The sequence below is a fragment of the Streptomyces sp. NPDC028298 genome, from assembly GCF_055565895.1.
On sequence record NZ_JBVHTL010000008.1, the window covers coordinates 412,240 to 437,458 of the forward strand.

General features: G+C 71.5%; 20 protein-coding genes. 8 read left to right on the plus strand and 12 right to left on the minus strand.

What is annotated here, in order from left to right:
- Positions 1 to 102: 102 nt before the first annotated feature.
- The 4 genes from ACZ4TO_RS32460 to ACZ4TO_RS32475 all read right to left on the minus strand — a co-directional run bounded on the left by ACZ4TO_RS32460 (position 103) and on the right by ACZ4TO_RS32475 (position 3,603).
- Entirely contained in the window at positions 103 to 486 is a 384-nt protein-coding gene (locus tag ACZ4TO_RS32460) for an STAS domain-containing protein (RefSeq protein WP_468026114.1), read from the minus strand.
- Complete coding sequence (locus tag ACZ4TO_RS32465; protein ID WP_468026115.1) at positions 483 to 1,610, minus strand: cobalamin B12-binding domain-containing protein; 1,128 nt, start codon at positions 1,608 to 1,610, stop codon at positions 483 to 485. The genes ACZ4TO_RS32460 and ACZ4TO_RS32465 overlap by 4 nt, the downstream gene beginning before the upstream one ends.
- Positions 1,607 to 3,274 carry a PP2C family protein-serine/threonine phosphatase gene (locus ACZ4TO_RS32470; protein ID WP_382778796.1) on the minus strand — a complete coding sequence of 556 codons (1,668 nt, stop codon included), beginning with the start codon at positions 3,272 to 3,274 and terminating at the stop codon, positions 1,607 to 1,609. Before ACZ4TO_RS32470 ends, ACZ4TO_RS32465 begins: the two co-directional genes overlap by 4 nt.
- 152 nt (positions 3,275 to 3,426) lie before the next feature.
- Positions 3,427 to 3,603 carry a hypothetical protein gene (locus ACZ4TO_RS32475; RefSeq protein ID WP_192582574.1) on the minus strand — a complete coding sequence of 59 codons (177 nt, stop codon included), beginning with the start codon at positions 3,601 to 3,603 and terminating at the stop codon, positions 3,427 to 3,429.
- A gap of 207 nt (positions 3,604 to 3,810) precedes the next feature.
- Here ACZ4TO_RS32475 and ACZ4TO_RS32480 point away from each other — a divergent pair, with 207 nt between their 5' ends.
- Positions 3,811 to 4,404 (plus strand): DUF4383 domain-containing protein, encoded by a 594-nt coding sequence (locus ACZ4TO_RS32480; protein WP_468026116.1) that lies wholly within the window; start codon positions 3,811 to 3,813, stop codon positions 4,402 to 4,404.
- On the opposite strand, the gene ACZ4TO_RS32485 is transcribed toward ACZ4TO_RS32480, so the two are convergent.
- Together ACZ4TO_RS32485 and ACZ4TO_RS32490 are read right to left on the minus strand one after the other, a co-directional pair.
- Positions 4,401 to 4,850 carry a hypothetical protein gene (locus tag ACZ4TO_RS32485; RefSeq protein ID WP_468026117.1) on the minus strand — a complete coding sequence of 150 codons (450 nt, stop codon included), beginning with the start codon at positions 4,848 to 4,850 and terminating at the stop codon, positions 4,401 to 4,403. The two genes, ACZ4TO_RS32480 and ACZ4TO_RS32485, sit on opposite strands and share 4 nt — an antisense overlap.
- Positions 4,851 to 4,948: 98 nt before the next feature.
- The gene (locus ACZ4TO_RS32490) at positions 4,949 to 5,308 is read right to left on the minus strand and encodes a DUF5133 domain-containing protein (RefSeq protein ID WP_382778799.1); all 360 of its coding nucleotides are present in this window, start codon (positions 5,306 to 5,308) and stop codon (positions 4,949 to 4,951) included.
- A gap of 199 nt (positions 5,309 to 5,507) precedes the next feature.
- Between ACZ4TO_RS32490 and ACZ4TO_RS32495 the strand changes: the two genes are divergently transcribed.
- A complete protein-coding gene (locus ACZ4TO_RS32495) occupies positions 5,508 to 6,080 on the plus strand; it encodes a Dps family protein (protein WP_451076236.1) in 573 nt (190 codons plus the stop codon).
- 90 nt (positions 6,081 to 6,170) lie between these two features.
- Here ACZ4TO_RS32495 and ACZ4TO_RS32500 read toward each other — a convergent pair whose 3' ends face one another.
- Positions 6,171 to 7,106 (minus strand): anti-sigma factor RsbA family regulatory protein, encoded by a 936-nt coding sequence (locus tag ACZ4TO_RS32500; protein WP_468026118.1) that lies wholly within the window; start codon positions 7,104 to 7,106, stop codon positions 6,171 to 6,173.
- Between the two features lie 306 nt (positions 7,107 to 7,412).
- Here ACZ4TO_RS32500 and ACZ4TO_RS32505 point away from each other — a divergent pair, with 306 nt between their 5' ends.
- The 3 genes from ACZ4TO_RS32505 to ACZ4TO_RS32515 all read left to right on the plus strand — a co-directional run bounded on the left by ACZ4TO_RS32505 (position 7,413) and on the right by ACZ4TO_RS32515 (position 15,476).
- Positions 7,413 to 8,294 carry an RNA polymerase sigma factor SigF gene (locus ACZ4TO_RS32505; protein WP_468026119.1) on the plus strand — a complete coding sequence of 294 codons (882 nt, stop codon included), beginning with the start codon at positions 7,413 to 7,415 and terminating at the stop codon, positions 8,292 to 8,294.
- Between the two features lie 366 nt (positions 8,295 to 8,660).
- Positions 8,661 to 12,938 (plus strand): HAMP domain-containing protein, encoded by a 4,278-nt coding sequence (locus ACZ4TO_RS32510; RefSeq protein ID WP_382778803.1) that lies wholly within the window; start codon positions 8,661 to 8,663, stop codon positions 12,936 to 12,938.
- A 120-nt stretch (positions 12,939 to 13,058) separates the two neighbouring features.
- Positions 13,059 to 15,476, plus strand: a complete 2,418-nt coding sequence (locus ACZ4TO_RS32515; RefSeq protein WP_468026120.1) for a SpoIIE family protein phosphatase — start codon at positions 13,059 to 13,061, stop codon at positions 15,474 to 15,476.
- Between the two features lie 202 nt (positions 15,477 to 15,678).
- Here the strand turns inward: ACZ4TO_RS32515 and ACZ4TO_RS32520 are convergent, their stop codons facing one another.
- Positions 15,679 to 16,419: an HAD family hydrolase gene (locus tag ACZ4TO_RS32520; protein WP_468026121.1), complete on the minus strand. Its 741-nt coding sequence runs from the start codon at positions 16,417 to 16,419 to the stop codon at positions 15,679 to 15,681.
- 91 nt (positions 16,420 to 16,510) lie between these two features.
- Entirely contained in the window at positions 16,511 to 17,368 is an 858-nt protein-coding gene (locus tag ACZ4TO_RS32525) for a DMT family transporter (RefSeq protein WP_468026122.1), read from the minus strand.
- Between the two features lie 297 nt (positions 17,369 to 17,665).
- On the opposite strand from ACZ4TO_RS32525, the gene ACZ4TO_RS32530 reads away from it, so the two are divergent.
- The gene (locus tag ACZ4TO_RS32530) at positions 17,666 to 18,838 is read left to right on the plus strand and encodes a PP2C family protein-serine/threonine phosphatase (protein WP_468026123.1); all 1,173 of its coding nucleotides are present in this window, start codon (positions 17,666 to 17,668) and stop codon (positions 18,836 to 18,838) included.
- Between the two features lie 102 nt (positions 18,839 to 18,940).
- Here ACZ4TO_RS32530 and kstD read toward each other — a convergent pair whose 3' ends face one another.
- Entirely contained in the window at positions 18,941 to 20,755 is a 1,815-nt protein-coding gene (kstD, locus tag ACZ4TO_RS32535; protein WP_468026124.1) for a 3-oxosteroid 1-dehydrogenase, read from the minus strand.
- Positions 20,756 to 21,006: 251 nt separating this feature from the next.
- Here kstD and ACZ4TO_RS32540 point away from each other — a divergent pair, with 251 nt between their 5' ends.
- Positions 21,007 to 22,650 (plus strand): GMC oxidoreductase, encoded by a 1,644-nt coding sequence (locus ACZ4TO_RS32540; RefSeq protein WP_382778808.1) that lies wholly within the window; start codon positions 21,007 to 21,009, stop codon positions 22,648 to 22,650.
- Positions 22,651 to 22,750: 100 nt separating this feature from the next.
- Here ACZ4TO_RS32540 and ACZ4TO_RS32545 read toward each other — a convergent pair whose 3' ends face one another.
- Together ACZ4TO_RS32545 and ACZ4TO_RS32550 are read right to left on the minus strand one after the other, a co-directional pair.
- Complete coding sequence (locus ACZ4TO_RS32545; protein WP_382778900.1) at positions 22,751 to 23,230, minus strand: carboxymuconolactone decarboxylase family protein; 480 nt, start codon at positions 23,228 to 23,230, stop codon at positions 22,751 to 22,753.
- A gap of 9 nt (positions 23,231 to 23,239) precedes the next feature.
- Positions 23,240 to 24,313, minus strand: coding sequence for an NAD(P)H-dependent amine dehydrogenase family protein (locus ACZ4TO_RS32550; protein ID WP_382778809.1), 1,074 nt, complete (start codon positions 24,311 to 24,313; stop codon positions 23,240 to 23,242).
- A gap of 276 nt (positions 24,314 to 24,589) precedes the next feature.
- Here ACZ4TO_RS32550 and ACZ4TO_RS32555 point away from each other — a divergent pair, with 276 nt between their 5' ends.
- Positions 24,590 to 25,210: an L-threonylcarbamoyladenylate synthase gene (locus tag ACZ4TO_RS32555; RefSeq protein WP_382778810.1), complete on the plus strand. Its 621-nt coding sequence runs from the start codon at positions 24,590 to 24,592 to the stop codon at positions 25,208 to 25,210.
- Positions 25,211 to 25,219: the final 9 nt, after the last annotated feature.

Consider the following 25,219-nt stretch of genomic DNA (forward strand, 5'->3'; position numbering starts at 1 on the left):
CCCCCAATACCCCACTATCCGGCGTGCATTCGACGGGATGCGGCGCGTTGATCGCGAGCCCGGCGCCTTTCACCCGACAGCGTGACGCCCGCCCACGACGCGTCAGCCGGTCCCGGGGCTCCGCTCGCCGTCGCTCTCGTCGCGCAGCGCGGTGAGGTGATCCAGTGTTCCCGTGATCTCCAGGAGCCGGTCCATGCCGCGCGGGCGCTGGTCGAGGTACAGGCACAGACCCGCGGCGTCGGTACGGCGACGGATCATCAGCAGGGTGGACAGGCCCATGGAGTCGATGCTGCCGAGAGCGGCGAAGTCGACGCGCAGTTCCCGGAAACGTCTGCCGGGATCCTGGGGCGCGAGGAGGTACTGGTCGACGGTTCTCATGAGCTCGTCGCACGTCTCGTGGTCGAGGTCTCCGGCGACGCGGATCACGAGTGCGGCGGGCTGGACCTCGACGGTCAGCGTGAAGGCGGGGGGATGTGAAGTGGTCATTCGGGCTTTCCGGGGCCGGGGATCGTGGATGGCGGCGTTCGGTTTCCGAGCGCCTCCCGCGCGTGGGCCAGTGTGCGGCAGGCGCGTGGGAAGTCCTTCAGTTGCAGGGCCAGCAGGTCCAGGGCGGGGTCCAGGCTCCGCGCGGGGACTCGGCGGGCGGTGAGGATGTCGGCGGTCCAGAGGATGAACCGCGTGAACAGCTCCTCGTCGGCCACGTACAGCGAGGTGGCCAGGTACTCGACGATGTGCGCGAGGTCCTCGGCGGTGTGCCGCCGCTGGCGTTCGGTGTAACCGCGCAGCGGCTCGAACCGGTCCTCCAGGTCCGCCAGGGTCTGCTTGACGAGCTGGTGGGTCGTCCCGGCGACGATCGTGTATTCCTGGTCGGCCAGGTGCGGGAGGTCGTCGACGGTCTGGTGGAGGGACGGGGAGACGGGGCGGTCGAGGCCCCGTTCGAGGACCTCGGCCGCGCCCCGGGCGTCGGGCGCCCATCCGTCGGCGCCCAGCGCGCGGGCGTAGCGGCCCTCGGGCCCGAAGGCGGCGCCGCCCGCGATGACGGGCACGCCCGCCGCCTGACAGGCCGTGATGGCCGTGTGCGCGGTGGGCAGATGGGTGGGGATCGAGGAGGAGAGCGCCACCGCCCTCGGTCCCGTCTGGTGCAGATGCGCGATGAGGTGCGGGGTGGGCACGTGCGCGCCGAGGAAGTCCACCCGCCATCCGCGCAGCCGCAGCACCTCCGCGAGGAGCCTGGCCGGCAGGGCGTGCCACTCGCCGTCGACGCAGGCCACCGTGACGCGCGGGCCGCTCGGGGCCTCGTCGCGCGGGCCGGGTCGGTGGGCGAGGACCGCGATGACCCGCTCGTGGATGGCGGTGGCGGTGTGTTCCTGGGCGACGGTGAGCCGGTTGGCCGCCCACTCCATGCCGACTCTCGCCTGGACCGGGGCGATCAGGTCGAGCAGGACGGCCTCGGCGTCGGCCGACGACTCCAGCGCGTCGAGGACGACGGCCGCGGCTCCGCGCTCGTCGCCCTGGTGGACCGCGGACCACAGATGGTCACGGGCGGGGCCGAGCGACACCACGTCGGGGTGCGGCGAGAGTGGTGGAGGTGGTGGGGGTGGTGGGGTCATCCTGTGTACCTGCCCCGCGTGTGGCCGTTCACCGCGCTCAGATGCGCATGGTGGGGTGCGGTGACCGCGACGGTCGCCATGTCGTCGTGGCCGCCGCGTCCGACCCACTGGGCGGCGAGCATCTGGATGTGCTCCACCACGGCTTCGGCGGGCATGCCGGCGCACTGCGCGAGCGCCGTCTCCAGCCGCCGTACGCCGAAGAATTCGTCGCCGAGCGGCCCTCCCCTGGCCTCGGTGATGCCGTCCGTGAAGAAGAGGCAGGTCTCGCCGGGCGCCAGTTCGACGTCGGCCGTGGTGGAGCTGACGTCCCAGAACGCGCCGATGAGGGTCCCGCGGGTTCTGGCCTGCTCGACCGCGCCGTCGGCCCGCACGATCAGCGGAGCGGGGTGTCCCGCGCTGGTGACCCGCAGCCGGACGACGCCCGCGCGGCGTACCACGGAGGCCATGGCGAGGGTGGCGAAGCGGGTGTGGTGGGAGTTCATCAGCGCGCCGTTGAGCAGGCCGAGCAGCCGCTGGTGGTCGTCGGCGAGCGGCAGGAGCGCCTGCACCGTGTTGCGGATCTTGCCGGTCAGGACGGCGGCCTCCAGCCCCTTGCCGCAGACGTCCCCGAGGACCACGAGGGACTCCTGGCCCTCGTCCGAGGCGGGGTGGACGTCGTAGAAGTCGCCGCCGACGCGTTCGGCCTGGCCCGCGGGGCGGTAGCGTCCGGCGAACTCGACCCCGTGCACCGCGTGCAGCTGGGGCGGCAGCAGTTCCCGCATCAACGTCGCGGTGATGGCGGCCTGTTCGGCGTACATGCGGGCCGCGGACATGGCGGCTCCGGCGCGCGAGGCGAACAGCCGGGCGAAGATCTCCTCGCTCTCGGTGAAGGCCGCGTGGCGGCTCGACCGGAGCAGGATGAGGGCACCCGCGGGCACGCCGTGTCCGGGCAGCGGTGTCACGACGGCCGAACCCACGGGTTCGGTGAACCCCTCCGGCACGACCCATCCGGGAACGGTGGCTGGGTCGATCCAGCGGGACGGTACGGGCGGGAATCCGCGCAGGGCCTCGCCGAGCCCCGGCAGTTGTCGTACGTCGTTCTGGACCGTCCGGTGCACGACGGCGCCGTCGGGTCCGCAGAACGTGAGCTGGATCTTGCGTCCGCGCGGCGGGGCGACGATCACGGCGGCGTCGGCGAGGTGCTCGGCGGCCAGTTCCGCCGTCACCTCCATGCACCGTTCGACGTTCAGCGAGGAGAGCAGGGCGCTGGAGGCGCCGGCGAGGAAGCCGGCACGCTCCCGTTCGGCCTTGAGGGCGTCCTCCGCCAGGCGCCGGTCGGTGTCGTCGACCAGCCACCAGACGACGTCGCCGTCGTCCGTGCGGGTGGGGTGCGCCTCGAAGGTGCGGTCGCCGACCGGGCCGTGCGCGATCGCGCCGGATCCGCGGTTGCGGGGGCCCGGCACGATGCCCGGCAGCCGCGTGTGGGCCTCCGCGATCCAATCGGGTACCACGTCCGGCAGCCATGACCCCGCGATCGCGTCGGGGAAGAGCGCGGCCGCGGCGTCGTTCGTGTCGACCACGCCACCGGACGGGTCGGCCACGACCACGGGGTAGGGGGCGGAACCCCACGAGGCGGCCGCGACGGCGCCACGTGGGCCGGGGGGAGGTTGCTGGGAAGTGTCCACGAGCAAGGGCCCGCTCAGCGAGCCCACCACCTTTCCGGACGACAGATTGTTTCCGTCCGACAACCATCTCCCGAGGGAGCGTGTCACGGCAAGCCGCCCGGGTGAAGTCACCCGAATTGGGGCCTTTTCGGCCGGTTCCGTCCGCCCGTCCGTCAACGCCGGCGGCTGCGCGTCGTCCAGCCGCCGCCGACACCGGAGAGGTGCAGGGCGAGCAGCGCGAGTCCGATGAGCATGACGTTGGTGGAGGTGAACACGTGATTGGTCGAGACGTCACCGGCGTTGATCAGGAACGCGATGAACAGCAGGACGGCGGCGGCTATGCCGAGCATGGGGACTCCTCGTGAAGGTCCGGTCGTGGATCGATGGACACCGGATGCCCCGAGAAGCCCGCCCGACACCGCGCCGCACGACGAATTCGCCCGGCCACCGCCCGGAACGGGGTGCAACCGCGTGGCGCTTTTCCACGGAAGTGAGGGACGAAAGGGATGAAGGGGATGCCGTGCGGCGGTGTCCCCCGGCGAACGAAGGGACGGGCGATGAAGCTCCAGGACGAACTGCCCCTCGACCACCACCTGGCCACCGTCTACCGGTGGGGATCCGCGTTCTGCGGTGTGGTCCTGCTCGTCTTCGGCAGCCTCGGCTTCGCCGACGAACTCAGTCCGTTCGACACGAACGGGAACAGCGTCGCGGGCATGTCGACCAACGGCGCCCTGAGCCTGATCTCCGTGGTCGTCGGCGCGGTCCTGATCGCCGGCGCCGTCGTCGGAGGCAACGTCGCCTCCACGCTCAACATGGTGGTGGGAACCCTGTTCCTGCTCAGCGGATTCGTCCACGTCTTCATCCTCGACCGGCCCGCGAACATCCTCGACTTCGGCATGACGAACGTCGTCTTCAGCTTCGTCATGGGCCTGGTGATCCTCACGTTCGGCATGTACGGGCGTGTGTCGAGCAAGCTGCCCCACGACAATCCGTACTGGCGGCACCGCCATCCGAGCGAGGCCACCCGGGGATCCCTGCCCCGCGGCGGCGCCCCGGCCCCGACCGCGCTCCCGGCCGGCACGGAGCGCGGCGGGCGGCACCTGACCGGGGCGGAATCGCCCGGCAAGCGCCGCCACGGGCCGTCGTCCTAGGAAGCGCTCCCGGCCGAGGCCCCCACGCCTTCACGGGCGACCGCGCCCTCCACCGGGCCGGTCGCCCGCCACACGCTCTCGTGGTCCTCGGCCAGTCCGAGCCCGGCCAGACCCTTGAGATGCCCCAGCACGGTGGAGCGCCGGAAGCCCACGGACTCGGTGAGCTCGGCGACCTCGACCCCGCCGGCGCCCGCCTCCGCCAACCGCTCCCAGGTGCGGACGGCATGACGGCTCAGACCGCTCTCGGTCACCGTCCTGGACACGGCCTCGGCCCGTTCCCCGTTCGCGTCCTGCCCGGGGATGGGAGGCTGGGGGCGCGGGGGCCTCGGGTCGGCCGCGGCCGCGCCCGCCGGCACCCGCGCCTCACGGGGCGATCTCCTCGGTCCGACCGGACGGGGCGTCATGTTCACCTTGCGGTGCCTGCGGCCTTTGCTGTGTCGGCTCATCGATTCCTCATCTCCGCCTCGACGATGCTCACAGCAGGACAACGAGCGGGAGGCGAAGAGGTAGTTCAGCCGTTCGAAGGACAGGAACCACGTGGCGGTCAGTGGAGCGGACCGGACACACCCAGGGGTCTGCCGTTCAGGGACCGCACCTCGGTGTGCGGACGGGTGAGCGGCGGGGTGGTCGCGGACACCGCCTTCGGCGAGGGCGCGGGCGACGTCCCGCCCGCCAGCGATCCGGCCTGCCGCGCGTCCCGGCGCTTCTCTCCGGCCGCGAGCAGGACGTCCGCCGCGGCGACGGCTTCGCGGACACTGGTCGTCCCCGTCATCACACACAGGGTGTAGGTGACGTCCTCCAGTCCGCGGACCGTCTCCGGAGTCTCCTTCTCGGCGTACGCGATCTTCAGGGCCGCGTAACGGGTCAGCAGCCTCCGGACAACCTTCGGGTCGGGCACGAGCACGGCGAGGGCTCCTCTCTCGAGTTTCCGACCGTGTGCCCGGGTTCGCGGCGGTTCATTCGCAACAACCGCACCGGACAACCTATTTGGCTCAACGCCGCCTCAGGAACGCCATCCCGTCGCCGTCGCCCGTCGGGTACGGACCGGTCGGTTCCCGGGGCGAAAGGTGTGCGTCCGCCGAACCAGGGCACTCGGAGGCACCATGACGACTTCCACGACTCCCCATTACACGGTCCCCGGCGTCAGCACACAGGACGGCGGTCGGATCATCGACGTGCTGAGCATGCGGCTGCACGCCCTCAACGACCTGTCGCTCACGCTGAAACACATCCACTGGAACGTCGTGGGTCCCCACTTCATCGCCGTGCACGAGATGCTCGACCCGCAGGTGGACCGCGTACGGGAGATGGCGGACGACGCCGCCGAACGGATCTCCGCCCTGGGCGGGGTTCCGCACGGCACTCCGGGCGCCCTCGTCGCCGAACGGACCTGGGACGACTACAGCGTGGGCCGCGCCGACGCCATCGCCCATCTCGGCGCCCTCGATCTCGTCTATACCGGGATCGTGGAGGAGCACCGCGCGGCGGTGGCCGAGGTCGGCAAGATCGACCCGGTGACCGAGGACCTTCTCATCGAGCAGCTCCGCGCGCTGGAGCAGTTCCAGTGGTTCGTCCGGGCACACCTGGAGAGTTCGGGCGGCTCCCTGTCGCAGGCCGGGGCCCGCACGGAGAGCGAGGCGGCGCGATCGGCCGGTCAGGGCGCCGCGCCGCGCTAGGGGCACACGAACGCGGTGGACGACGGCGAGGGGCCCGGACCGGGAGCACAGGTCCGGGCCCCTCGCCGTCCCTGCGACGGCTCGGAGGGGTCAGAGGCGGTCGATGTAGCTGCGCACGGTCGTTCCCGCGTCGTCGCTGTGCAGCCGGACGAGGTCCGAGAGGAAGTGCACGAGCAACAGGCCGCGCCCGCCGATCTGATCCGGACGCGCGGGGTGCCGGCCGGCCAGCGGATCGCTCAGCCTCCCCTTGTCCTGCGTCTCGCACACGATCTGCTCGCCTTCGGCCCAGATCTTCAGGGTTCCCGAACCGCCCCCGTGCACCACACTGTTGGTCGTCAGCTCGGCGACGACGAGGTTCAGGTCCTGGAGCCGGGCTGCCGACATCCCCCAGGCCCGGGCCTCCGCCAGGGCGAAGTCGCGCACGACGGGCAGGAGTTCGGCGTCGAACGAGGCCGTGGCCGCTCCCGGCGGATGGCGCAGCACCTGGTTGAAGCGGGCCAGCACACCGTCCGGGTCGTAGGCCGCGCTGAGGCACTGCCGCCCGGCGCCGATCACGAGGGGGTGGGTGGCGTGGGCGTCGGCGATGACACCCGGGGCGAGAGCACGGGCGTCGTACGGGCAGAGGATCGTCACGTCCCGTCCGGCGAACGCACGGTTGATCAGGGCTTCGTGCTGGACGCAGGCCGGGTACTCCACCGCCGTGCGGCCGGCCCAGACCGGCTCGCCGATGATCCGTACATGGACGTCTCGGTGGAGGTCGGCGAACGCCCGCAGGACGGAGGGGATGATCCGGCCGGGGTTCCGGCCGGCCCGCGCCATGTCGATCCAGCGGACGCCGGCACCGAGCGGTCCCATGGCGTCACGGACGAGTTCGAGCCGCTGGGCGGGCACGGCCACCGCCACCGGCTCTCCCGCGGCTACGCCGTCGGAGACGAACCGTGTCATCTCCTGCACGTACTCGAGTTCGTCGCGGTAGATGAGCGCGGGATGGACGAAGGGGTCGCCGTGCGGTGCCGTCGTCGTCATGGCGCGACCACCGCCGCTCCCGGGATGCGGCGCCCGGCCTGCAGTCCCGCGTCCGGGCACGCCAGGGGCGAGCGCGTCTGCGCCCGGCCCACTCGTCGCTCGCTACCCACTGACTCACCCCGAGACCCACTTTACTTCGCCGCATCCGAACGGTGTCCCGGGGACGAAGGAACCCCTGACCCGGGGTCGAGGGAAGGCGGCGCGCACGCGTTCCGCGAAATTTCGAAACTGGGTGGCATGAGCGGTGTGAGGCGGGGCAGACGGGCCCCTGTCATCAATTCCTTAGGACGATGTGGGGTGGACGGCATGGCAGCCGTGACGGCAGTGAGGACGACGGACACGGCGCACCAGGCAGCCACGGTCACGGAAGACGTTCTTCCGCAGATCGACGAACCCCTGAAGATCAGCCCGAAGGACGCGCGTGAGCTGTCCCGTCAGTTCTTCGACGGGCTGGCCGTACTGGAGGAGGGGACGCCGGAACACCAGTACGCGCGCAACACCCTCATCGAGATGAACCTCTCTCTCGTCCGGTACGCCGCGGCGCGCTTCCGCAGCCGCAGCCAGGGCGAGATGGACGACATCGTCCAGGTCGGCACGATCGGCCTCATCAAGGCCATCGACCGTTTCGAGCTGACCCGCGAGGTCGAGTTCACCTCCTTCGCGGTGCCGTACATCGTCGGTGAGATCAAGCGCTTCTTCCGCGACACGAGCTGGGCCGTGCACGTGCCCCGGCGGCTTCAGGAGGCCCGCGTCGAGCTCGCCAAGGCGACGGAGGAGCTGCGCACCCGCCTCGGCCGGACGCCCACGACCCGTGAGCTGTCCGAGCTGATGTCCCTGTCGGAGGAAGAGGTCATCGAGGCCCGCAAGGCGTCGAACGGCTACAACTCCTCGTCCCTCGACGCCGCGCTCACCGCCGACGGCGGCGCGGACGGCGAGGCGGTCCTCTCCGACTTCATCGGCGAGCTGGACCCGTCGCTGGAACTGGTCGAGGACTTCAACTCCCTGGCCCCGCTGATCGCCGAGCTCGACGAGCGTCAGCGCCGGATCATCCACCTGCGTTTCGTCGAGGAGCGCACCCAGGCGCAGATCGGCGAGGAGCTCGGCATCTCCCAGATGCACGTCTCCCGGCTGATCACCCGCATCATCAAGCGGCTGCGCGCCGGGCTGCTCGACCCCGCGGTCGCCTGACCTCTGCACACGTCACAGCGCGTACGGCTCTCCTGACGGCCCGCCCCGGACTCCGGTCCGGGGCGGGCCGACGGCGTGTCCCGCGCCCGAGGTCCCGTCCAGAGGGACACAGCGGGACCGAGAGGGTCCTGTGTATCCCGTTCACGGGAGGTTATTCCTGCGACCGGCGACATTTTCGGTCGCCCGGGGAATTCCTTCCGACGCTTTGTTCCGCCCCCGCTCCCTGGGTTAGCCTGCGGCGTATTTTCTTGATGGGATGACCCGTGATCTGCGGGAATCCCACGGGCCGGCAGGGGCCGTCCGTGGGCCCGGCGCGGTTCCGAGTTCCGTGACACGGGACTCCAGGGGAGCGGAACGAGGGTGGCCATGACCAGGGCAGCGAGCGGGACGTCCGTACGGACACCGGGTGAGCAGGAGCTGCGGCAACTGCTGGCCGGCCTCACCGCGGTGCGCGACGGCGACTTCGGCACCCGGCTCCCCGACGAGGCCGGTGGTCTGCTGGGGGACATCGCCACCGTCTTCAACGGCATGGTCGACCAGCTCTCGGTGTTCACCTCGGAGGTGACCCGGGTGGCCCGTGAGGTCGGTACGGAGGGGACGCTCGGGGGCCAGGCGGAGGTGCCGGGGGTCTCGGGCACCTGGGCCGACCTCACCGACTCCGTCAACGCCATGGCGGGAAATCTCACGACGCAGGTCCGTGACATCGCGCAGGTGGCCACCGCGGTCGCCAAGGGCGACCTCTCGCAGAAGATCGACGTGCCCGCCCGCGGCGAGATCCTGCAGCTCAAGGAGACCGTCAACACGATGGTCGACCAGCTCTCCGCGTTCGCCGACGAGGTCACCCGCGTCGCCCGCGAGGTCGGCACCGACGGACGCCTCGGCGGCCAGGCCCAGGTTCCCGGGGTCGGCGGTGTGTGGCGTGATCTCACCGACTCGGTGAACTTCATGGCGGGCAACCTCACCGCCCAGGTCCGCAACGTGGCCCAGGTCACGACGGCGGTGGCCCAGGGAGATCTCTCACAGAAGATCACCGTGGACGCCCGGGGCGAGATCCTGGAACTGAAGAACACCATCAACACGATGGTCGACCAGCTCTCCGCGTTCGCCGACGAGGTCACCCGCGTCGCCCGCGAGGTCGGCACCGACGGACGCCTCGGCGGCCAGGCCGACGTGAAGGGCGTCAAGGGCACCTGGCGGGATCTCACCGACTCGGTGAACTTCATGGCGGGCAACCTCACCGCCCAGGTCCGCTCGATCGCCCAGGTCGCCACGGCGGTGGCCAAGGGCGACCTGTCGCAGAAGATCACCGTGGACGCCCGGGGCGAGATCCTGGAGCTCAAGGAGACCATCAACACGATGGTCGAGCAGCTCTCGGCGTTCGCCGACGAGGTGACCCGTGTGGCCCGCGAGGTCGGCACCGCGGGCAACCTGGGCGGACAGGCCACCGTGCGCGGCGTCTCGGGCACCTGGAAGGACCTCACCGACAACGTCAACGTCATGGCGTCGAACCTGACCGGTCAGGTCCGCTCCATCGCGCAGGTGGCGACCGCCGTGGCCCGCGGCGACCTCTCGCAGAAGATCACCGTGGAGGCCAAGGGCGAGGTCGCCGCCCTGGCCGACGTCATCAACACGATGGTCGACACCCTGTCCGCCTTCGCCGACGAGGTCACCCGCGTCGCCCGCGAGGTCGGCACCGAGGGACGGCTCGGTGGCCAGGCGCACGTGCCCAACGTGGCGGGCACCTGGAAGGACCTCACCGACAACGTCAACTCGATGGCCAACAACCTCACCGGCCAGGTGCGCAACATCGCCCTGGTGACGACGGCGGTGGCCAAGGGCGACCTGTCCAAGAAGATCGACGTCGACGCCCGGGGCGAGATCCTCGAACTCAAGACGACCATCAACACCATGGTCGACCAGCTCTCCGCCTTCGCCGCCGAGGTCACCCGCGTGGCCCGCGAGGTCGGCAGCGAGGGCAGGCTCGGCGGCCAGGCCGAGGTGGAGGGCGTCTCCGGCACCTGGAAGCGGCTCACCGAGAACGTGAACGAGCTGGCTGGCAACCTCACCCGTCAGGTCCGCGCGATCGCCGAGGTCACCAGCGCCGTGGCCGAGGGCGACCTGACCCGGTCCATCACCGTGGAGGCCTCCGGCGAGGTCGCCGACCTGAAGGACAACATCAACTCCATGGTGGAGTCGCTGCGGGAGACCACGCGCGCCAACCAGGAGCAGGACTGGCTCAAGACGAATCTGGCCCGCATCTCCGGCCTGATGCAGGGCTACCGCGACCTGGACGTGGTGGCCGACCTGATCATGGACGAGCTCACGCCGCTCGTGGCCGCGCAGTACGGCGCCTTCTACCTCGCCGAGGAGACCGTGAAGGGCACGGAGCTCCGGCTCGTGGGGTCGTACGGCTATCCCGACGAGGAGGGGCGCCCCACCCGCATCCCGCTCGGCCGCTCCCTGGTCGGGCAGGCCGCACGCAGCAGGCGGGCGATCACCGTGGACGAGGTGCCGCCGGGGTACGTCACCATCTCCTCGGGCCTGGGCCACACGGCACCGACGGCGCTGGTGGTCCTGCCGATCGTCGTCGAGGAGCAGGTGCTGGGCGTCATCGAGCTGGCCTCGGTCACCCGCTTCAAGCAGGGCCACATGACGTTCCTGGAACAGCTCATGGAGACGATCGGCGTCAACGTCAGCACCATCGTGGCCAACGCCCGCACCGATGAACTGCTCGGCGAGTCGCAGCGCCTGACCGCCGAACTCCAGGCCCGCTCCGAGGAGCTCCAGGTCCAGCAGGACGAACTCCAGCGCTCCAACGCCGAGCTGGAGGACAAGGCCTCCCTGCTCGCGACCCAGAACCGCGACATCGAGGCGAAGAACCTCCAGATCGAACAGGCCCGGCAGGAACTCGAGGCTCGGGCCCAGCAGTTGTCGCTGGCGTCCAAGTACAAGTCCGAGTTCCTCGCCAACATGAGCCACGAGCTGCGGACCCCGCTCAACAGCCTGCTCATCCTGGCCCAGTTGCTGGCGCAGAACCCCTCCCGCAACCTCACGCCCAAGCAGGTCGAGTACGCGGGCATCATCCACTCCGCCGGCTCCGACCTGCTCCAGCTCATCAACGACATCCTGGACCTGTCGAAGGTCGAGGCCGGCAAGATGGACGTGACCCCCGAGCGGGTCCCGCTGCGCCAGCTCCTCGAGTACGTCGAGGCCACCTTCCGCCCCATGACCTCGCAGAAGAGCCTGGAGTTCACGGTGAGCACCGCTCCCGGGGCCCCGGTGGACCTGCTCACCGACGACTCCCGGCTGCGGCAGGTGCTGCGCAACCTGCTGTCGAACGCGGTCAAGTTCACCGAGCGGGGCCGGGTCGAGCTGCGCATCGAACCGGCGTCCGACCAGGAGATCCCCGCGGGGGTGCACCGGGGCGGGACGATCGCGGCCTTCCGGGTCAAGGACACCGGTATCGGCATCCCCGAGCAGCAGCTCGAGACGATCTTCGGCGCCTTCCAGCAGGCCGACGGCACCACGAGCCGCAAGTACGGCGGCACCGGTCTCGGTCTGTCGATCACCCGGGAGATCGCGCACCTGCTCGGCGGGGCGGTCACCGTGGACAGCACCCCCGGACAGGGCAGTACGTTCACGCTGTTCCTCCCGGTGGCCCGGCCCGAGTTCGAGGAGCTGATGGCCGGCGGCCGGGCCCCCGAGCCGGCTCCGGACCGGGGCGCCTCGGCGCACTTCGAGCCGCGGCACGCGCCCGCAGGCTCGACGGGCCTGCCCCGCCAGCGCAGGAGGCGGCTCCTGGTGGTCGAGGACCGGCCGCGGGGGCTGCTGACGCTGGTGGCCGAGAGTGCCGTCGGCGATGTCGCGCGCAGCCGTGACGAGGGCGACGCGCGGGAGAGCGTCGACGTCATCACGGTCGTCGGCGCGCAGGAGGCGGCCAGTGCCCTGGCCGCGGAGCCGTGGCACTGCGTCGTCCTCGAACTCGGCATGCCGGAGGGCGAGACCGCCCGGTTCCTCGAGGCGGTGGAGGGTGACTCGGCCCTGGCGACCGTCCCCGTCCTCGTCCACAACGGCAGCCGGGTCGACCTCGCGCAGGAGCAGGCGCTGCAGTCCCGCTCGGGCGCCCGGTCGCTGGAATTCCTGTCCAGCCTGGACGAGTTGCGCGAGCGGATCGCGCTGCACCTGTCCGCGGAACAGCCGGGCGACGTGGTGCCGCTGGTCCGCGCCGAGGAGGCCAGGAGCCGGCCCGCGCGGCCGATCGACAGCGCCTTCGAGGGCCGTACGGTGCTCGTCGTCGACGACGACGCCCGCAACCTCTTCGCCCTCAGCGGGATCCTGGAGCTGCACGGTTTCCAGGTGCTGCACGCGGAGAACGGCAGGAAGGGCATCGAGACGCTGCTGAGCCGGCCCGAGATCGCGCTGATCCTGATGGACGTGATGATGCCCGAGATGGACGGGTACACCGCGACCGCCGAGATCCGCAAGATTCCCCGGTACGCCGATCTGCCGATCATCGCGGTGACGGCGAAGGCCATGCCCGGCGACCGGGAGAAGAGCCTGCTGTCGGGTGCCAGCGACCATGTCACCAAGCCGGTCGACACCGAGGACCTCATCGCGTGCGTCCGACGCTGGCTCGGGGCGTGACGTGACACCCCGTACCCCGTACCCACCCCGTGCCCTCCGCCGCGGCTTCGCGACGGGACACCCGCCGCTGCCGCCCCTCCCCCGGCCCGCACCGGGCACCCGCCGAGGAGCGGCCGCACGATGAACCGTCCTGAGACAACCGGCCCGGACGTCCCCGATCCCGCGGACGACGCCGCGGACGCCGGGCCGGCCGGCGACCGGTCGGGCGTGGCCCGGACCTCGCCGGTGGGCCGGCTGGCCGCCACCGTCGATCGGCTGCGCCGCGAGGTACGGGCCGCGCAGGCGCAGGCCGACGGGCGCGCGCTGATCGAGCTGGCCAAGGGCATCCTGGTCGAGCGGCTGGGCTGCGGCCCGGCCCAGGCCGCCCGCCAGCTCGCCGAGTTGGCCGAACAGGCCAAGGTGCCCCGGCTCCAGCTCGCGGTCGAGATCATCAACCAGGCGGCGCACGACCGGCTTTCGGAGGTGACCAGCACCTTCCTCTCCGCCACCGCGGAGCGTCCCCCGCGGGACGACGCTCCCGCGGTACGGCTGCGCGCGGCCGAGAGCGGCGCGCTGGCGGCGGGCGACACCCAGTCGGTGGCCGACTCCCTGCTCCAGCACGCGCTGACCCCGCTCGGGGCGGTCGCCGTGGCCATCTGGGCGGCGGACGCCGACGGTTCGCTGTCGCTGGCGGGCAGCGCGGGGTTCTCGGCGGGCGAGGCCAGGCGCTGGCGCCACGTACCCCCGGGCGTGGCCACGATGGCACGCCGGGCACTGTCCGACCGTACGGCGCAGTGGGCGCGCTCGCTGGCGGGCACCGGGACGCCGTCCATCGGGCACGCGGAGTATCCGGACGGCGGACGGGTCGCGGTACCGGCCGGCTCGGGAGGCCGGATCCACGGCGTCCTGGAGATCGCGTGGCCGTCCGCCCTGGAACCTCAGCCGCCGCAGGTGGTCCGTCAGGTCGAGGCACTGGCCGAACTGTGCTCGCACACGCTGGAGACCCACACGCTGCCGGGCGACTGCGCCGACGTGCGGGGGACGGCCGACGTCGGCGAACTGATCGACCTGGTCGACGGATTGCACGATCCCGCCCTGGTCCTGGTGCCCCAGCTCGACGACCAGGGAAGACTCGCCGACTTCCGCATCCGCCACGTGAACGGGCGCTTCCTCGATCCGGCCGGCCGGCCGCGTGGCACCGTTCAGGGGGCGCTGCTCCTCGAGGCCTATCCACTGGCCGCCGGGGACAGCGGCCTCTTCCAGTGCGTCGAGCGCGTCTACGCGACCGGGGAGCCGTTCCGGGCGCGGCGCATGGATCTGACGGCGCTGGTCGACCAGGTGCGGCTGTCGGCCGTGGCCGACATCAACATCAGCCGGCACGGCGGAACCGTGCTGCTCATCTGGCGCATAGAGGACGAGACGGCACGGCTGGCGAGTCTGCTCCAGCACGCCCAGCGGCTCGGCAGGATCGGCGGGTTCGAGGAGAATCTGCTGACGGGCGAGACCATCTGGAACGAGACGCTCTTCGATCTCTACGGCCGCTCCGCTTCCGGCGCCCCCGTCCCGCTGGAGGAGCTGGCCGCGCACGCCCACCCGGACGACGCCGTCACCATCGGCCGCTTCCTGCGGACCGTCCTGCACCACCGGCGGCCCGCGTCGGCCGCGTTCCGGCTGCAGCGTCCCGACGGCGTGACCCGGCACATCCGCGTGGTGGCCGAGCCGGTGCTCGACGCCGACGACCGGCTGTTCGCGGTCCGCGGGGCCTACCAGGACATCTCGGCGCAGCACTGGACGGAGGTGGCGCTGGCCGTCACCCGCGACCAGCTGGCGCACACCGAGCAGCAGGCGCACGAGCGCAACCGGCTGACCCTCCAGCTCCAGCACGCGATCATGCCGCCGGCCCAGGCGCCGTTGCGGGCTCCGGGCCTCGGCGTGGCGGTGCGCTACCGGCCGGCGGAGACCGAACAGCTCGTGGGCGGCGACTGGTACGACGCGGTCGTGCTGTCCTCCGGGCTGGTCCTGCTGTGTGTCGGTGACGTGGCCGGTCACGGGATAGAGGCGGCGACCAGCATGGTGGTGCTGCGCAACGCGCTGCGCGGACTGGCCGTGACGGGTGCGGGGCCGGGGCAGTTGCTGTCCTGGCTCAACCTCGTGGCGCACCATCTGACGGGCGGGGTCACCGCCACCGCGGTCGTCGGGATCTACGATCCGCGCCGCCGCGTCCTGCGCTGGGCCAGGGCCGGACATCTGCCGCCGGTTCTGGTCCGGGACGCGGACGCCACCCCGCTGCCCCTGCTCAAGGGCATTCTGCTCGGTGCCGTCCCCGAGGCGACGTTCGAGGAGAACGAGGTGCAACTGGAGGTCCACGACACGCTGTTGATGTACACGGACGGTCTGGTCGAACGGCGTGACCGCTCGGTGGAGGTGTCGCTGCGCCAGCTCCTCACCGCGGCCCGTACGACGTCCGGGACGCTGGACCACCAGCTCGACCGGCTCCTGACGTACAGCCGGTCCGACACCGACGACGACACCTGCATCGTCGGCATCCGGGTCGAGTAGGACCGCACGGACGTGGAGCGGGGCCGTACGAATGCGGCCCCGCCGGCAGCCGGGGGGAGTGACTGCCTGCGGGGCCGTGCAGCTCGGGGTTCGCCAGGGGGGTAGCTTCCCGAACTGTCTCAGGATGCTGGTGCCCCGCCCCCGGCGATGCATGCACACGAGTTTCCGACGGGTTTTCCGCTCGTATGGCGCAGTGATCGGCTCAGGAGGATTCCCGCAGGGTACGCAGCAGTGGCTCCAGGGAATCCGTGACGCACCGCCCGGGAACACCGGCCTCCCGCAGTGCCCGCGCTCTGCTGGGGTGGCGGGCGTAGCCGAGGAACGGGACACCGGCCCGGCGCGCCGCCGCGTGGTCCTCGGGGGCGGCGCCGATCATCAGCGAGACGTCCGGCTCGGCGTCCATGGCGCTCAGGGCCAGTTCCAGGGCGGCCGGACGGGGCGCGGGCGTTCCCGGGTGCGGTACGCGGCCGAATATGTACGGGGCGAAGCGGGGCGTGAGACCGCGCGTGTCCAGGTAGGTGGTGACGGCCCGGGCCGATGTGCCTGTCGCCACGGCGAGCCTCGCGCCGACCGCCGCCCAGGTGTGGATGAGCGGATCCGCGTACGCCGTCGGCATGGCGGTGCGTACCGCCTCCAGCTCGGTCCCGGTCAGCCACGCGTCGAGCCGGGCGAAGGCCTCTCCCGGGTGCCGTCCGGCCACCGCCGTCAGAACGCGATAGGGGTCCGCGGCGTCGCACTCCTCCTCGGCGAGTGCCGCGCGCAGGTCCGGTTCCGTCAGCCGGTCGAGCCGGGCCCGCGCGAGGGCCGTCGCCGAGGGCCCGGAGAAGAGCTGGCAGATCGGGCCGTCGAAGCCGAGGACGACGTACCGCGTCCGCGCGACCAGTTCCCGAACGTTCTCGATCCGACTCGTCACCACCAGGGTCTGTCCAGTCCCGGCCGTCACCAATCGAGCGAGTGTCGGCCACGCGCGGGGCACCGTCCCGGCCCGGCTCCACCGGCGGTCGCGGGCGGGCGTGAGCGGGGTGGGCCATACGTCAATGGGCCATGTCCGCGAGATTCGGGACCACCCGGGTCAGCCGCAGGACGCCCCACAGGACCAGGCCCGCGCCGATCAGCTCGGGCAGCAGCCACCAGCCCGTACGGATCGTCTCGCCGAACAGCGTGACACCGAGTACGAGGCTGAGGGTCGCGTCTCCGATGGTCAGCGCGGGCTGTGAGGCGGCCAGCGGACCCGCCTGGAGGGCGTTCTCCAGGAGCAGGACGGCGGCGATCCCGGTGAGGGCGAATCCGTAGGTCTGCCAGATGCCGAGGAAGGCGACGAAGCCGTCGTCGCGGAGCGTTCCCACGGCCGATTTGAGCAGGGCGGCGGTCAGCGCGTTGCTGATGGCCGAGGCCGCCCCGAGCACGGCGGCGCGGAAGAGCGGCGGGCGGCCCGGCCTGGCGACGACGACCGCGACCGCCACGCTGCCCAGGCACGCGATCAGTACGGGGATCCAGCGCTCCATGGCGGCGTCGGACCGTGCTCCGGAAGGAGCGGCCGCGAGGAGGACGAGGCCGAGTCCCGCCACCACGCCGGCGACGGCCTGCCATCCCGCGCGCGACAGACGGCGGTGCAGGAGCGGGACGGCGATCATCAGGGCGAAGGGCAGTTCCAGGATGAACAGCGGCTGCACCAGGGACAGCGGCCCGTTCGCCAGCGCGAGGGCCTGGAAGAGCGCCGCCCCGATCACCCCGGCGATGCCGATCAGCCAGGGCGGCTGCCGGGCCAGCCGGATGATCAGGCGCAGCCCGCCGCCTTCGGTGAGGCGGGCGGCGGCCTTGCGCTGGAACGCCGTGCCCATCGCGTTGCTGGCGGCCCCGAGGAGCGCGAACAGCACGGCCAGTCCTGTCACCTCTCCACCATGCCCCGGAAGCGGAGCCGGGGCCTCTCCCGAAAGCCGGTGGGATGAATCGCGGACGGCGGGGCATCCGCCCTGTGGAGCCCCGTCATCTCATCCCCGTGATGGCGGGGCTTCGTGCCGCCTCGCACCACCCCGCTCCCCTCGCCGGTCCCCCGTCCGGGCCGTCGCGGACGGCTCGGACCCGCACACTCCGGCCCGTCGGCTTCCACGCGCCGCCCGTGCCGGCGAGCCGATCAAAATGCGCGACGGCGGGGAAGGGAGGAGCGTGGTGACGAAGGGAGGAGTGCCATGGCCAGGAAGGCCGCGCCCGGTCGGCGGGACGACTACCCGGGATGGCTGCGCGGCTCGCCCCCTCCGCGCTGGGTGAGGCTGCTCCCGCCGGTCCTGCTGGCGGCCGTCCTCGTGGCGGAACTCGTGAGCAGCGAGCCCCCGGACATCGGCTTCCTGCTGGGCGCCATCCCCTCCCTCGCCGTGCTCTCCTACGGCCCCCTCTCGACGGCGGGCTTCGGCGTGGTCGTCGTGGTCCTGATGAACATCCCGGCCCTGCACCTCAACCATCCGGGCAACGCGGACCTGCTCACGATCACCTTCATCGCCGTGCTGAGCGTGTTCGTCTCACTCGTCCGCAGCCGCAGGGACGCGCATCTGGTCACCGTGCGGTCGGTCGCGGAGGCCGCTCAGCTCGCCGTGCTGCCGCCGCTGCCCGAACGGGTCGGCCCGGTCCGCTGCGCTGGGCTGTACCGGCCCGCCCAGCGGGAGACGCTGGTCGGCGGTGACTTCTTCGAGGTACGGGACGGGCCGTTCGGGGTCCGGGCCGTGATGGGCGACGTGCAGGGACACGGGCTGTCGGCCGTGGGGACGGTCGCCTCGCTGCTGGGGGCGTTCCGCGAGACGGTGCTGGACCAGCGCGATCTGGAGGAGGCCGCGGCCCGGCTCGACCGCAGGCTGGTGGTGGACTCGGCGTCGGTCGATCACGCCGAGCTGTTCGCCACCGCGCTGCTCCTGGAGTTCCCGCCGGGCACCGACACCGTACGGATGGTGTCCTGCGGGCATCCCGCGCCGATGCTGTTGCGCGGGGCCAAGGCCCTCGAACTGGACACCGATCCGGGGCCCCCGCTGGGGCTGGGATTCTTCGAGTTGTCCCCGCCGAGGGCGCGCACGGTCGAGCTGGAGCCGGGCGACCGGCTCTTCATGGCCTCGGACGGAGTGAGCGAGAGCCGGGACGCGGGCGGCGCCTTCTACCCGCTGCCCGACCGGCTGACCTCGTTCGCCGAGGAGCCGTCGGACGCGCTCGTCGGCCACCTGTGGGAGGACCTGGTCCGGTTCTGCCCCTCGATCCGCGACGACGTCTCCGTCCTGGTCCTGTCGCCCCGGCCGCGCGGCGACCGGCACGCCGACGGGAACGGGGACGGGGACGCCGGCGCGACCGCCGACAGCCACAGCGAGAGCACCGGCGGCTGACCGACCAGCGGCCGCCGTCCTCGCGGGTCGTCCCCACGAGGGTCGGGTCGCCGCCGCTGACGTCAGGTCGTCACCGCCTGTGTCGGGCCGCCGCCGCGTGCGTCAGCTCGACGCCGCGAGGTCGAGTGCCGCGATGTAGCCGAACGTCATCGCGGGCCCGATCGTCGACCCCGCTCCCGCGTAGCTGTGGCCCATGACGGCCGCGCTGGCGTTGCCCGCCGCGTACAGGCCCGGGATCACCGTGCCGTCGGGGCGCAGGACGCGGGCGCGGGCGTCGGTGCGCAGTCCGCCCTTGGTGCCGAGGTCACCCGGGACGATCTTGAAGGCGTGGAACGGAGGCAGCCACAGCGGGGCGAGGCAGGAGTTCGGGAGCACCGCGGGATCGGTGTAGTAGTGGTCGTAGGCGCTGTCGCCGCGGTGGAAGTCGGTGTCCTTGCCGCTCAGGGCCAGGCCGTTGAAGCGGCTGACGGTGGTGCGCAGGGCGGCCGCGGGGACACCGATCCTTCCGGCGAGCGCGTCCAGGGTCCACTCCTTGTGCGCGGCTCCGGACGTGTACCAGGAGTCGGGGAACGCGAGGGTCGGCGCGACGTCCTTGAAGAGGTAGCGGTTGCGGTAGTTCTGGTCGACGACCAGCCACGCCGGGATGTCCGGAGCGCTCGGGTCGCGGTCGTACATGGTGTGGACGACGTCGCTGTAGGGTCCGGCCTCGTTGACGAACCGCGCGCCGGCGGCGTTGACGAGCAGGCCGCCGGGCAGGGTGCGTTCGGCGAGGCAGAAGTAGGGCTCGCCGGGCAGCGGGACGGCCGGGCCCCACCAGGCGTCGTCCATCAGGTCGAGCGCCGCCCCGGCCCGCCGGCCCGCCTGGATGCCGTCGCCGGTGTTCTCCTTGGCGCCCACGGTCCAGGCGGTCCCGATGGGCTGCCGCTGGAACTCGGCGCGCATCGCCGCGTTGTGCTCGAATCCGCCGGAGCCGACGACGACCCCGCGCCTGGCCCTGACCAGTCCGGCCGCGCCGTCGCGGGTGACCACGGCGCCGGTGACCGCGCCGTTCTCCATGAGCAGGTCGGACATCGGGCTGTTCAGCCACACCGGGACCTGGGCGGCGAGCAGGCCGGCACGCAGTCCGGCCGCGAGCGACTGGCCCATCGTCAGCGGTTTCTGGCCGAGCAGCGCCGCCTTGGTGCCGCGTGCCAGGCATGCGGTGGCGACGGCCGCGCCCTTCGCGCTGACGGCGGCGAGGGTGAGCCACTTGTAGTCGGCGCTGAAGACGACCATGCCGGCCGGGACGGCCAGGTACGCGGGGTTCAGGCGGGCGAGTTCGGCTCCGAGGATGTTCCCGTCGAGCTGGTCGGGCTCCATGGAGCGTCCGCCCGGCAGGCCGCCGGGGAGTTCGGGGTAGTAGTCGCTGTAGCCCTCCATCCAGCGGAAGCGCAGCGGGCTGTTGGCCATGACGAAGGAGATCATGGCCGGTCCGTTGCCGAGGAAGGCCCGCTGCCGGTCGGCCGGGACGTCCGGGCCGACGACGGCCGCGAGGTAGGCGGCGGCCTTGGCCGGGGTGTCGGGGACGCCCGCGGCGAGGATGACGGGGTTGTTGGGAATCCAGATGCCGGCGCCCGAGCGGGCCGCCGAGCCTCCGAAGGTGGCCGCCTTCTCCAGGACGACGCAGCTCAGCCCACGTTTCGCGGCGGTGAGCGCCGCGGTCATCCCGGCGGCTCCCGAGCCGACCACGACGACGTCGTACGTGCCGAGCAGGGGCAGGTCGGCCGCCGTGGCGGGACCGGCGGCGGCGACGGCACCGGCGGCTCCGGCAGCGAGCGCGAGGGAGGCGCCCGTGGCCGCGCCGAGCACCCGGCGCCGTGACGGACCGGAGGACGGGAGGGCGGGGGCAGGGCCGGCGGGCCCGGGGATCGGGGACATGGCGGGGCTCTCCAGCGGGGCGGGGGAAGGTGAGGCGTTCCGTTGCTCCGGGAGCCCTACCGGCCCCCGCCGTACCGGTTCTGATGCAGCGTCAGGAATGTCGCGCGAGGGTCTTGTGAAGTCAAGAGCAAGCGGAGCAGACCTCGCCGATCACCCCAAGATCGGGCAGAAGTTACCAACCGGTATGTAGTGACTTAACAAGCCGGCAACAGTAGAACCTGTTCCCACTCGTAGAGAGTGAGGAGTGTCACGTGGGTGACATCAACCAGCAGACCAACGATTCCAGGGGTGTTTCGCGCCGACGATTCATAGCTGGAACAGGTTCTATTCTTGGAGCAGTGAGCCTTGCCGGTCGCGCCGTCGCGGCCCCCGCGACCATCGCCACGGCGGCCTCGTCGATCCCGTCCGGCGCACACGTCCCCGTCCTCGTGATCGGCACCGGTTACGGCGGCTCGGTCGCCGCCCTGCGCCTCGCCCAGGCGGGCGTCGACGTGCAGATGGTCGAGATGGGCATGGCCTGGGACACACCGGGCTCGGACGGCAAGATCTTCGCCAACACGACCAGCCCCGACCAGCGTTCGTACTGGCTGCGGACCAGGACCAAACAGCCCCTCAGCAACTTCCTCGGCTTCCCCATCGACAAGGACATCCCCCGCTACACGGGGATCCTCGACGCCGAGGAGATGGGCCAGATCATCGTGTACCAGGGCCGCGGTGTCGGCGGCGGATCACTGGTCAACGGAGGTATGGCGGTCACTCCGAAGCGGGAGAACTTCGGCGCGATCCTCCCGTCGGTGAGCGCCGACGAGATGTACGCGACGTACTACCCGCGCGCCAACGCCACGCTCGGCACGGGCCTCGTCGACCCGGCGTGGTTCGACACGACCGACTGCTACCAGTACGCGCGGGTCGGCCGGAAGCAGGCCCAGCGCTCCGGCTTCCCCTTCGTCTTCGTGCCCGACGTGTACGACTGGGACTACATGAAGCAGGAGGCCGCGGGCACCGTCACCAAGTCGGCCCTCGCCGGGGAGATCCTCTACGGCAACAACTACGGCAAGAAGTCCCTCCAGAAGACCTACCTGGCCCAGGCCACGGCCACCGGCCGGGTCACCATCTCACCGCTGCACAAGGTCACTTCGGTCGCGCCCGCGTCCGGTGGCGGCTACACGGTCCTGATCGACCAGCTCAACACCACCGGGGACACCACGGCCACGAAGTCGGTGACCGCGGACCGGGTGTTCTTCGCGGCCGGAAGCGTCGGGACGAGCAAGCTCCTGGTCCGGCTGAAGGCGACCGGCGCGCTGCCCGGCCTCAACGGCGAGATCGGCCAGGGCTGGGGCGACAACGGCAACGTCATGTGCGGCCGCGCCAACCACCTGTGGGATCCCACCGGTTCGCTCCAGGCCAGCATCCCCTGCGGGGGCATCGACAACTGGGCCGCGGGCGGGGCGTTCGCCGAAGTGGCGCCACTGCCCACGGGCATCGAGACCTGGGCGTCCTTCTACCTGTCCATCACCAAGAACCCGAACCGCGCCCAGTTCACCTGGAACGCGGCGACCGGGAACGTCGACCTCAACTGGCAGACCGCCTGGAAGCAGCCCGCGATCGACATGGCGAAGACGATCTTCGACAAGATCAACGCGAAGGAGGGCACGATCTACCGGACCGATCTCTTCGGCGTGTACAAGATCTGGGGCGACCATCTCACCTACCACCCGCTCGGCGGTGCCGTACTCAACAAGGCCACCGACAACTACGGGCGCCTGCGCGGCTATTCGGGCCTGTACGTGATCGACGGCGCGCTGATTCCCGGCAACACCAGCGTCAACCCGTTCGTCACCATCACCGCCCTCGCCGAACGGAACATCGAGAACATCATCGCCGTGGACCTCTAGGGCGTGTCCGCGACGTCACGTCGTCCGCCCCAGGCGGTGCGGACCCCGTGAGGGGTCCGGATCCGCTCGGAGGGCCGCGACGGCCTGCCGCCGGCCGCGTTCAGTGGGTCGGCAGCACGCACACGGCGTCCAGTCCCAGCACATGGTTGAGCCGGCCGAACGCCAGCCAGGAGCCGACACTCATGGTCAGCTCCACGATCTCCCGCTGGCTGTACGAGGCCGTCATCCGGGTCCAGAAGTCCTCGTCGAGACCGTGGTGATCCAGGGCGTACCGCTCCGCGTACTCGGCGGCCAGCCGCGTCCGGTCGTCGAAGGCATCGGTGGTACGCCACTGGGTCACCGCGTCGGCGAACTCCTCCTCGACCTTCAGCCCGTCGCGCTCCGTGCGCCAGTCGAGGCAGAACAGACACCCGTTGATCTGCGCGATGCGCAGCCGGGCGGCCTCGAACTCGCGCAGGCCCAGGGTCGTGTGCTCGTACACCGACAGGGAGAAGTTGGCGGCGGCCATGCCGATGCCGGGCACCATCTCGCCCCAGACGTAGCCGATCGGTTCCTGTCCTTCGGGAATGTCGACGCGCAGCGTCATGGGTCACTTCCTTCCGAGCCGGCCGACTGCGGGACGCAGCGGGACGTCGAGTGCGTCGTAGAGTCCTGGTTCCGCGTCCACGAGCCAGTCGATGGCACCGACGAGGCGGCCGACCGCGGTGGCGTTCCCGCCCGCGGACCGGTTCTCGCCCTCGTCGGTGGCCGCGACGGTGACCTCGATGCGCGGGCGGCCCTCGATGATCACCCGGTGGGCGCCGTCCCCGTCGGGCGGCGAGGGCCAGTCCGGTGCGCAGGAGGCGTGGATGCGGGTGATGTGCTCGATGACGATCCGGGGCTCTCCCCCGACGATCCCCCGCACCTCGAAGCGGACCGCGCCCTGGGTGCCGGCCGCGAACTCGCCCATGGTGCGGGTGCTCACGGTGCCGGTCAGCGGGCGGCGCTCCAACGTCTCGGTGATGTCGTCGAGTTCGACGCCCAGAGCCCGCGCCATGAGCCGTATCTGGCCGCCCCACACCATCGTCGGGATCGACGGGGCGAGCATGAGCGGCTCGTAGTCCATCGGCTGCCCCATGCCGACCAGGTACCGAACGGACTCCTCCTGTTCGTACGTGGAGTAGTCGAAGATCTCCTGGCAGCGGATGGCGTCGATCGTGGTGCCCAGACCGCTGATCAGCAGGGGCAGGACGTCGTTGCCCCAGCCGGGATCGACTCCGGAGACGAACAGGGAGCCGCCCCCGTCCGCGACGGCGGCGAGCACGGGGTCCCGGAACTCGGGCGGGGCGCTGCGCTGGTCGTAGAGCGGATACAGGGCGGGCGTGACGACCACCGCACCGGCCCGGATCGCCCTGGCGATGTCGGCGAGGGCCTCGTCGGGACGGATGTCGCCGGTGGCCGCGTAGACGACGGCTCCGGGCCCCGAGGCCAGGACCGCGTCGATGTCGTCGCTCGCCGCGACACCGAGGCCGTGGCCGAGTCCGGCGAGCTCGCCCGCGTCACGGCCGACCTTGCCGGGATCGTGGACGAGCACGGCCGCGAGTTTCAGTTTCGGGTGGGCCTCGACGGCGCGGATGGCCGCGCGGCCGACGTTGCCGGTACCCCAGACCACCGTGGAAATCATGCGGCGGAGGGTAGCGAGACGGCCGCGAGGTTCCTATAGCCGCGACCGGGGAGAATTCCGGGCGACGACGCGAATTGTGGGACAGGCCCTAGGGCCTGTCCCACAATTCGCGTCGTCGCCCGGAGGGCGGCCCGGCGGCGTCAGGTGCGTGCTCTCGGCGTGCCGGCCCCAGACCTGCGTACTGGACGTACTCGGGTCTGGGGCCGGTGCGGCGAGAGTGCGTGCATGGCGTCGCCGGGCAGACGCGAAGTGTCGGACAGGCCCTAGTCTCGAAACATGGCCAAGTACTTCGACGTTCACCCGGACAACCCGCAGCGGCGCGTCATCACCCAGGTGGTGGAGATCGTCCGCAGCGGCGGGCTGATCGTCTACCCGACGGACTCCTGCTTCGCTCTCGGCTGCGCGCTCGGCAACCGGGACGGCATCGACCGCATCCGCTCGATCCGCCAGCTCGACGAGCGCCACCACTTCACGCTGATGTGCGAGGACTTCGCCCAGCTCGGACACTTCGTGCGGATCGACAACGCGGTCTTCCGCACGGTCAAGGCGGCCACACCCGGCCGCTACACCTTCATCCTCCCGGCGACGAAGGAGGCCCCGCGCCGGCTGCTGCACCCCAAGAAGAAGACCGTCGGGGTGCGGATCCCCGATCACGCGGTCGCCCAGGCGATCCTGGCCGAGCTCGGCGAGCCGCTGCTGTCGAGCACCCTGCTCCTGCCGGAGGAGGACAAGCCGCTGACCCAGGGCTGGGAGATCAAGGACCGCCTCGACCACGTGGTGGACGCCGTCATCGACTCCGGCGACTGCGGCACCGAGCCGACGACGGTGGTCGACTTCTCCGGCGCGGAGCCCGAGCTCGTACGCCTCGGAGCGGGCGACCCCTCCCGGTTCGAGTAGGCCGGGGAA